Source organism: Fulvivirga kasyanovii (assembly GCF_009711405.1).
GTDB lineage: Bacteria > Bacteroidota > Bacteroidia > Cytophagales > Cyclobacteriaceae > Fulvivirga > Fulvivirga kasyanovii.
In genome coordinates, this window is record NZ_SMLW01000405.1 from 1 (window position 1) to 8,972 (window position 8,972).

At 38.2% G+C, this 8,972-nt stretch carries 8 protein-coding genes; 6 read left to right on the top strand and 2 right to left on the bottom strand.

What is annotated here, in order from left to right; all coding sequences use genetic code 11:
* Nucleotides 1–1,182: 1,182 nt before the first annotated feature.
* Both rpmA and rplU read right to left on the bottom strand, forming a co-directional pair.
* Nucleotides 1,183–1,440 carry a 50S ribosomal protein L27 gene (rpmA, locus tag E1163_RS05470; protein ID WP_155170312.1) on the bottom strand — a complete coding sequence of 86 codons (258 nt, stop codon included), beginning with the start codon at nucleotides 1,438–1,440 and terminating at the stop codon, nucleotides 1,183–1,185.
* Nucleotides 1,441–1,449: 9 nt separating this feature from the next.
* Nucleotides 1,450–1,761: a 50S ribosomal protein L21 gene (rplU, locus tag E1163_RS05475; protein WP_155170314.1), complete on the bottom strand. Its 312-nt coding sequence runs from the start codon at nucleotides 1,759–1,761 to the stop codon at nucleotides 1,450–1,452.
* Nucleotides 1,762–2,018: 257 nt separating this feature from the next.
* On the opposite strand from rplU, the gene E1163_RS05480 reads away from it, so the two are divergent.
* From E1163_RS05480 to E1163_RS30940, 6 genes are all read left to right on the top strand, one after another.
* On the top strand, nucleotides 2,019–2,522 hold the full coding sequence (locus tag E1163_RS05480; protein WP_155170315.1) for a hypothetical protein: 504 nt from the start codon (nucleotides 2,019–2,021) through the stop codon (nucleotides 2,520–2,522).
* 399 nt (nucleotides 2,523–2,921) lie between these two features.
* A complete protein-coding gene (locus E1163_RS05485; RefSeq protein WP_155170317.1) occupies nucleotides 2,922–3,917 on the top strand; it encodes a ribonucleoside-diphosphate reductase small subunit in 996 nt (331 codons plus the stop codon).
* A gap of 39 nt (nucleotides 3,918–3,956) precedes the next feature.
* Complete coding sequence (locus E1163_RS05490) at nucleotides 3,957–6,338, top strand: ribonucleoside-diphosphate reductase subunit alpha (RefSeq protein ID WP_155170319.1); 2,382 nt, start codon at nucleotides 3,957–3,959, stop codon at nucleotides 6,336–6,338.
* 181 nt (nucleotides 6,339–6,519) lie between these two features.
* A complete protein-coding gene (locus E1163_RS05495; RefSeq protein ID WP_155170321.1) occupies nucleotides 6,520–7,788 on the top strand; it encodes an oligosaccharide flippase family protein in 1,269 nt (422 codons plus the stop codon).
* A 4-nt stretch (nucleotides 7,789–7,792) separates the two neighbouring features.
* Nucleotides 7,793–8,644 carry a glycosyltransferase gene (locus tag E1163_RS05500; protein ID WP_155170323.1) on the top strand — a complete coding sequence of 284 codons (852 nt, stop codon included), beginning with the start codon at nucleotides 7,793–7,795 and terminating at the stop codon, nucleotides 8,642–8,644.
* A gap of 1 nt (nucleotide 8,645) precedes the next feature.
* Nucleotides 8,646–8,972: hypothetical protein (locus E1163_RS30940; RefSeq protein ID WP_221417940.1), on the top strand; the 327-nt coding region annotated here is incomplete at its 3' end.

Below are 8,972 nucleotides of genomic sequence, written 5' to 3' on the forward strand. Positions count from 1 at the left end.
ACTTAAATATTGTTTCGAAACGAATATTAGGGCATTTTGAACAAATGAAACATTTAATATGTAAATACCACAAAATGAGGGATAAATGAACTTGAGTAAGTTAACGTATTAAACTTAAAAATAAGGAACACCCTGCCATTCTTCAGACGTTTGAGCATAATTTCAAAAAAGGTAATATGTGGAGTATAATGTCAACCAATTAATGATGGTCCTACCTCCATCTTCAGAGGAGATGTAATGAGAACCACCTTACCAAAATTGATTCATCAGATGATTGAGCATATTCAACCCAATTATGAGTAAGTATAAACGGGGGACATTCAGGCAAGCCGTAAAATGCCTTGAAAGAAAAACTCCCTCGTTATGTGACTAGCCGGAATGAACAAACCGAACCATAACACGATCAACCGATTTCGCAGTGATCTGATCAAACGTACTTAAAGAAAATTTTAGCCAGGTGACCTTCCCGTAGGACGATTCAGGGAACGTGAATTTGAAAGAAGTATATGCCTATAAACAAAATGGAAGCCACGCAAACAATACACACTACAGGGGCAAACTGTCATCGAAATCAATAAAGAAAATTTGGATAGCAACTATTTCCATGAATAGCAGTAACAAAGACAGATCAAAATTTGATAAACCAAAAGGATATCAGGAAGCCAAGTCTCACCCCAAAAAACAGATACCTACTTTTGCGCCATAGGGCAGCCTATGCACCGGATAGAATCAAATACCGAGAAACAAGCAAGGTTATTCACAAAATCACACCCTTTATCAGGTTGACTACTGCCATTAGAGATATTTGCCCTGGCCAAAAAGCAACTCAATCATAAGTATACACCATCTGCTCAATAAATTTAAAGACTGCGCCAAAGAAAGATTATTATCAACAAGAAGGGATAAAACACCAAACATCACCCCTGCAACGTAGAGGCCGTATTTGGCAACATCAAGCAAAAAGGCTTCTTAAAGGTTGTGCTAAGGTAGAGATTGGGAGGAAACTACTGGTCTCGGCACACAACCTGGTCAAAGTGGCAGTATAACAATGGCAGCTTTTACTTATAATTTGGAAATTGAAAAAATAAACTCTAAAAATATCTGATCTCTTGTAAAAAGAAAAACCGTCCCAAATTAACTTTTAAGACGGCCTCTTCATTAAATTAATGTCTAAAACTGACCTTATGCTTCGGCTTCTACAGAAACAAATGATCTGTTATTTCTTCCTTTTCTGAACGTAACAACGCCATCAGTAAGAGCAAACAAAGTATGGTCTTTACCTATCCCAACATTTTGTCCGGGGTGGTGCTGAGTACCTCTTTGTCTTACAATAATATTTCCGGCAATCGCTTTTTGTCCGCCAAAAATTTTAACGCCAAGTCGTTTACTTTCCGACTCTCTTCCGTTACGCGAACTACCTGCTCCTTTTTTATGTGCCATGGTGTTTTCTTATTTTGAAATGTTCTCGATTAAAACTTTAGTGAATTCCTGTCGGTGACCATTTCTTTTTTTGTAGCCTTTCCTTCTCTTCTTCTTGAAAACCACTACCTTGTCACCTTTAACATGTCCCAGGATCTTACCTGCTACTTTAGCACCTTTAAGTAATGGTGCACCTACTTCGACAGTTTTGTCATCTCCAAACAACAAAACCTTGTCGAACTCAACGGAAGCGCCTTCTTCGCCGTCCATTTTTGGAGCGTATACGAATTGGTCTTTTGTTACTTTGAACTGCTTTCCGGCTATGTCAACTATTGCGTACATGTAACTTTGAATTTTTTGAAAAATGGATTGCAAAGATAATTCAATATTATTAAATATCAAACTCTTTGTTGATTTTCAAAAAGGCCCATTGAACGAACCTGCGCCCACTAAAAAATGTAATTATATAATATAAGGTGTAACATGCAAAAATCATAAAGGCCAGAATCACTCGCTTGATGCGCTTGCTCGAATCGCTTGACTCGCTTGCCAATTTAGTGTATATTGCTAAATCATTATTAGAGAAGGGTTTTTCCACCATGAAAATAAATGTCCCTGAGAAATACGCCGATTTATACCTGAAGGCTCTAAGTGAGAAGAAAAAGGCCCTTGAAGCCAAAATTGAGGATTTTAAAAAGGAGATTGAAGAAATAGATAATCACATCAGCGCACTAACCAGTTTATCAATATTTCACGATACCCCATCGTACACACCACCAAGATGGGAACCCAATCGCTATCAGGAGGAATGGCCATGGACAAAGAAAATAACTCATTATCAAGAGGTTAAGACTAAGATATTTACTTCTTCGGAAGTTATTGACTACATTATTCAAAAGGAGCCTAAGCTAACCAAAAGTAAGGTACGCAGCTCAATATCCGCAGCTCTTTCCAACAAACACAAATCGGGAGCATATGTAAAGTTTGTTGACCCCATTACTAGCAACACCTATTACGGCCCGTCTGACTGGTTCATTAATGAACACGAACCTTACTTGGATCATGTACCTGATGACTTGAAAGAGCGGCTCTTTGGGAAGTAATTTTCATGTAAGAAAATCTGCTTTTGCTATTCACATAAGGATGTGCATAGCGCTTGAGGTTGTGGAAAACTTTTTATTTTTTTTAGAACCCTCATTTTTGGCCAAATACGGCATAAGTGATTATTAAAAATAACTAGTTAACTGACTGATTATTAGTAATTTAAGTGACAAATGTTATTACCCGTTCGCACCCGGTTACCTGACTTTGATTTTAACGCTCATTTGCTAATATTTGTATGGCCTAATGGCTGCTGTCAAAGCCAAACAAAAGCCTGACAATTCCTTGTAATTTTTAGGCATAAAATCAACTAAAATTAAAATAATCAGGAAAACTTTTTAGGGTTTACCTGTTATCTCTTTAGGTCAGATGTTTTCAAATTTTAAAAATTGAGTGATAAGATGAGTGATAATGAAACAGGAGCTGTAGAGCCAATTCTTAAAGAAAATAAAAATCGCTTTGTACTGTTTCCCATAAAACATGATGATATATGGGAGTTTTACAAAAAAGCTGAAGCGAGTTTCTGGACCGCCGAAGAGATAGACTTAAGTCAGGATATGAGGGACTGGAATAACTTGTCAGACGGAGAAAGACATTTTATTTCACATGTTCTGGCCTTTTTTGCCGCCAGTGATGGTATTGTAAATGAAAACCTTGCGGAACACTTTGTTGCAGAGGTGCAATATACCGAAGCCAAATTTTTCTATGGCTTTCAAATAGCTATTGAAAATATTCATTCTGAAACTTATTCGCTTCTTATTGACACTTACGTAAAAGATGCTGCTGAAAAGGATAAGCTTTTTAATGCTATCGAAACTATGGATTGCGTTAAGAAAAAGGCTGACTGGGCTTTACGATGGATTGATGAAGGGAGTTTTCAGGAAAGACTTGTTGCATTTGCTGCAGTTGAAGGAATTTTCTTTTCAGGAAGCTTCTGTTCTATCTTTTGGTTAAAAAAGCGAGGCCTGATGCCTGGATTAAGCTTTTCAAATGAACTTATATCACGGGATGAAGGCTTGCATTGTGACTTTGCCTGCCTGATTTATAATAATCACGTAGTAAACAAGTTACCAAAAGAAACGATTATAAACATTATCAAAGATGCCGTAAGCATTGAGAAAGAGTTTGTCACTGATGCGCTGCCTGTAAGCCTGATAGGTATGAATGCAGACCTCATGTGTCAATATATTGAATTTGTTGCCGACCGGTTATTGCTGGAGTTGGTAGGTGAAAAGGCATATGGAGCAACAAATCCTTTTGACTTTATGGAAATGATTTCACTGCAAGGAAAAACTAACTTTTTCGAAAAGAGGGTTGGAGACTATCAAAAGGCTGGCGTAATGAAAGGAAATAAAGACGATGACGCTCCAAAATTCTCATTAGATGAAGATTTTTAATTTTTTTAAACTTATTCGTAACCCAAAAAACCCCATGAGATGCTAGTAATAAAAAGAGATGGAAGACGGGAGTCCGTGAAGTTCGACAAAGTAACGGCCCGCATTGAAAAACTATGCTATGGACTGGATCTTAACTACATTGAGCCGGTTGATATAGCAAAGAAGGTGATCAACGGTATTTATGATGGAGTAACAACGGTAGAGTTGGACAATCTCGCTGCAGAAACAGCAGCCTCATTGACAACTAAACATCCTGATTTTGCCTTACTGGCAGCCAGAATTGCAATCTCTAACCTTCACAAGGTTACGAGCAAGTCCTTTTCTAACACTATGAAAAGGCTCTACACTTATGTAGATCCTAAAACAGGAGAAAATGCACCGCTACTTTCTAAGGAAGCATATGGGGTTATCAAGAAACATGCGGCATTACTGGATTCATCGATCATTTATGATCGTGATTTTAGCTACGACTACTTTGGGTTCAAAACATTGGAGCGCTCTTACCTGATGAAAATCGATGGTAAGATTGTGGAAAGGCCACAGCACATGCTCATGAGGGTTGCTGTTGGTATCCACATGGATGATATAGAAGCCGCTATTGAAACTTACAACTTACTAAGCGAAAAGTGGTTTACCCATGCTACTCCTACTCTTTTTAATGCAGGCACTCCAAAACCTCAGCTCTCTTCTTGCTTCCTGTTGACTATGCAGGATGACAGTATTGACGGTATTTATGATACATTGAAACAATGTGCAAAAATATCTCAATCAGCCGGAGGAATTGGTCTTAGTATCCATAATGTAAGAGCAACAGGCTCATATATTAAAGGAACCGGTGGGGTTTCCAATGGTATTGTTCCTATGCTTAGAAACTTTGATATGACAGCTCGCTATGTTGATCAGGGTGGTGGAAAAAGAAAAGGCAGTTTTGCTATTTATCTTGAACCATGGCATGCCGATATATTTGATTTCCTTGACCTGAAGAAAAATCACGGTAAGGAAGAGCTTAGGGCAAGGGACCTTTTCTATGCTTTATGGATTTCTGATCTTTTCATGAAGAGAGTAGAAGACAATGATGTTTGGTCTCTATTCTGCCCAAATGAAGCTCCCGGCCTTTCTGAGAGTTATGGTGATGATTTTGAAAAGTTATACACCAAATATGAAAGGGAAGGTAAATACAGAAAGCAGGTAAAAGCGCAAGACCTTTGGTTTGAAATACTTGAAGCTCAGATAGAAACAGGTACACCTTATATGTTGTACAAAGATGCGGCAAACAAGAAATCTAACCAGAAGAACCTGGGTACTATAAAGTCAAGTAACTTATGTACTGAGATCATGGAGTACACGGCACCTGATGAGGTTGCTGTATGTAACCTGGCATCTATTGCCTTGCCGAAATTTGTTACTGAAGATGGAAAATTTGACCATAAAAAGCTCTACGAGATCACCAAGGTGATCACCAGAAACCTTAACAAGGTAATTGATATCAACTACTATCCTGTAGAAGAGGCAAAAAAATCAAACCTCAGACACAGGCCAATAGGTATAGGTGTACAAGGATTGGCAGATACTTTCCTTATGTTGAAGATGCCGTTTGATTCTGACGAAGCCCGTGGTTTAAACAAGCACATTCACGAAACGATCTATTTTGCTGCAATGACTGCCTCCATGGAGCTTGCAAAAGAGTATGGGCCATACGAAACTTTCAAAGGTTCACCGGTATCTAAAGGAATATTCCAATTTGATATGTGGGGTGTAACACCTGATTCCGGCAGATGGGATTGGGACAGCCTTAAAAAAGAGGTTAAGAAAAATGGAGTAAGAAATTCATTGCTTTTGGCTCCGATGCCTACTGCCTCAACATCTCAAATACTCGGAAACAACGAATGCTTTGAGCCATACACTTCAAATATCTATACCAGAAGAACCCTTTCAGGAGAATTTATCATTGTAAACAAGCATTTGATGAAAGACCTGATCGGTCTTGGTCTTTGGAATGATGGCATGAAAAACAGACTGATAGAAGCAAACGGTTCTATTCAAAATATACCTGAGATCCCTCAGCACGTAAAAGACCTTTACAGGACAGTGTGGGAAATCTCACAAAAAGCAATTATCGATATGGCGGCTGACAGAGGTGCATACATCTGCCAGAGCCAGAGTATGAACGTACATATTCAGGATCCAAACTTTGGAAAACTTACTTCTATGCACTTCTATGCGTGGAAGAAAGGCTTAAAAACTGGTATGTATTATCTTAGATCAAAAGCTGCGGCTTCTGCTATTCAGTTCACGGTTGATAAGTCTGCCAAACAACAACCTGCTGCAAACCAACCTGTAGCAACGAATGAAGATCAAAAGCGCGCAGATATGGTCTGCTCACTTGATAATCCCGATGCATGCGAAGCATGTGGAAGTTAATTTTAATGTTAATGTCTAGTTGGTTTTAATTTGAAAGCCTGGCTGTGGTGGCCAGGCTTTTTTTATGATGTGATTTCCTTCCATTACACCCGCTCACACTTAAATTTCACCTTTTACCCTCTTGATAAACCTCAGATAATTTAATTATCTTAACCATGCCTGTTAATATCGTGAAGAAAAAATGTTTAGGAGTAAACCATTACTTAAAAATTTCACCTGGTTATCTGCTTCTCAGGGAGCCAACTTTCTTATCCCTCTTATTATTTATCCATACCTACTACGAATTATCGGGATTGAAGAATTTGGACTTGTGGCATTTGCACAGGCCGTAGTAACTTATTTCATACATTTTGTTGATTATGGTTTCTCCATTTCAGCAGTTCGTGAAGTATCATTGAACCGGAACACTCCAGATAAAATCTCCGAAATATTCGGTAAGCTCTATTTCACAAAAATCGTATTGCTGCTGGCAAGTTTTTTAGTTTTTTACTTATTAGTAATTATAATTCCGGAATGGAGCAACTACTCACTGCTCTTTTTAACCAGCTTTTCGATAGTTATTGGGCAAATGCTTCTTCCAATCTGGTTTTTTCAAGGAATAGAAAAAATGGCCAGTGTAGCTCTAATGAACATCATTTCAAAAACTCTGTTTACAATATTTATTTTTCTATTTATCAATGGCAGCAGTGATTTTATTTGGATTAATTTTTATTTCGGAGCAAGCCAAGTCCTAGTAGGATTGACTGCAATATGGGTAATTCTTATTAAGTACCAAATTAAGATCATTTACCCTTCATCTTCCCTTATCATAGATCAGCTTAAGGTAAACAAGTCTATATTTTTATCAGTATTTTCTACTTTTGTCGCAGGCAATTCAAATTTGCTTATTCTTGGTTTCATTGCCGATCCTATAAGTACAGGTTATTACGCCATAGTTGAGAAAATACTTTTGGCAATCCGTGCCCCCGCCGTATTGCTATACCAAACGATATTTCCAACGGTCTGCCTCCTTGCAGAAAAGTCTTTTGACCAACTTATCACTTTTCTCAAATCTATTGTCAGGCTGTGCTTAATAAGCTTTATACCTTTGGCGATAATCGTTTATATTTTTTCTGATAACATAGTGCAACTATTCTCAGGGGAACATCTGGAACATTCTTCCAATTTGCTGAAGATTGTCAGTTTAATTCCATTATTCGCTGCCTTGAGCCTTCCCGCAACCCAGACGATGCTGGCATATAACTTTAAAAGCAGCTATGCGAATATTACAGTCGGAGGAGCAGTTTTCAACATTACTCTTAATATAATTCTTGTTTCAATCTTCTCAGCTTACGGTAGCGCCGTTGCAGCCTTAACTACAGAACTATTTCTCACTCTTATGCTATTTCTAAACCTCAGGTTATTTCATCGTGAGCATTCGGTATTTGGCGTATTCAAACTAAGCAGATAACAAGATGCCGAAAGAAAAAAAACTTTGCAATAGTATACTGGCAACCATAGTTCTTTACAATACGTCCCTTGAGCAGTCTCAGACATTTCGGTCTCTTTCGAAGTCATTATTATATTCGTCAGACCGCCTGGAAGTTTTGGTTTATGATAACTCTCCAAATAGAATGTACACAGGGAAGAAGCATAGCTCATGGCATATCCACTATTTTCACGATCCGGCAAACAGCGGTGTTAGCAAAGCATTTAATCATGGTGGGGCCTTAGCCAAAGCTCTCGGCAAAAAATGGCTGCTGCTACTGGACCAGGACACTCTTTTTCCCAGTGAGGCTATTAACATTTATGGTAATGAGATAAAAGAAAATATAGCTGGTTTGCTTGCGCCATACCTTTTTTTTAAGCGAAAATTAATAAGTCCCTTTAGCTTAAAATCGGGAGAGGGAAGAATAATAAACCACATACAACCCGGAAGCTACTCTTTAGATCAAGTCATGCCCGTCAATAGCGGGCTACTGATAAATGTTGAAGACTTCTGGTCTTGTGGAGGCTATAATGAAAGCTTTCCGCTTGACTATAGCGACTTTGCTTTTATTGAAAGGTTCAGAAAAATACACCCTGATTTCAAAATTATTGAGCTCACATGTGAACATCAATTTTCCGGTCTTGAGCAATTCGGGAACAAACAAGCCACATTGCAGCGGTTTAAGCACTTCTGCAACTCCACTTTGAAATATAAAAGGGAAGTAAATCCACTGCTCAACAGCAACAAATTGATTATCAGAAGGGCAGTTCGACTTGGTATGATTTACAAATCAATATCATTTCTAAGAGCAGCCCTTCTTGCCTTGAATAATAAGTGAAATGAAGGCCTTTGGAACCATATTACTGCAAATTATACTCCTGGAAATCATTCTTGGTGGCGGTGGCAGATTTACAGCTATTGGCCCGTTGAGCCTTAGAATGGTATTATTTGCGACGGCTATAGCATATACGTGTTACTGGTTATGGAAAAAAGAAAGAGTAAACATCCAATATTCTGCTTTAGTCCTGACTTTCATTGTAGTAACAATCATTGCAATAATGATGGGCCTTTCCGTTGGAGCTGATAATAATCTAATATTCGAGGATGTAAAACCTCTTCTGTATTTTCTGATCCTTCCATTTTTTACTTTAACTATTCGGGACAAA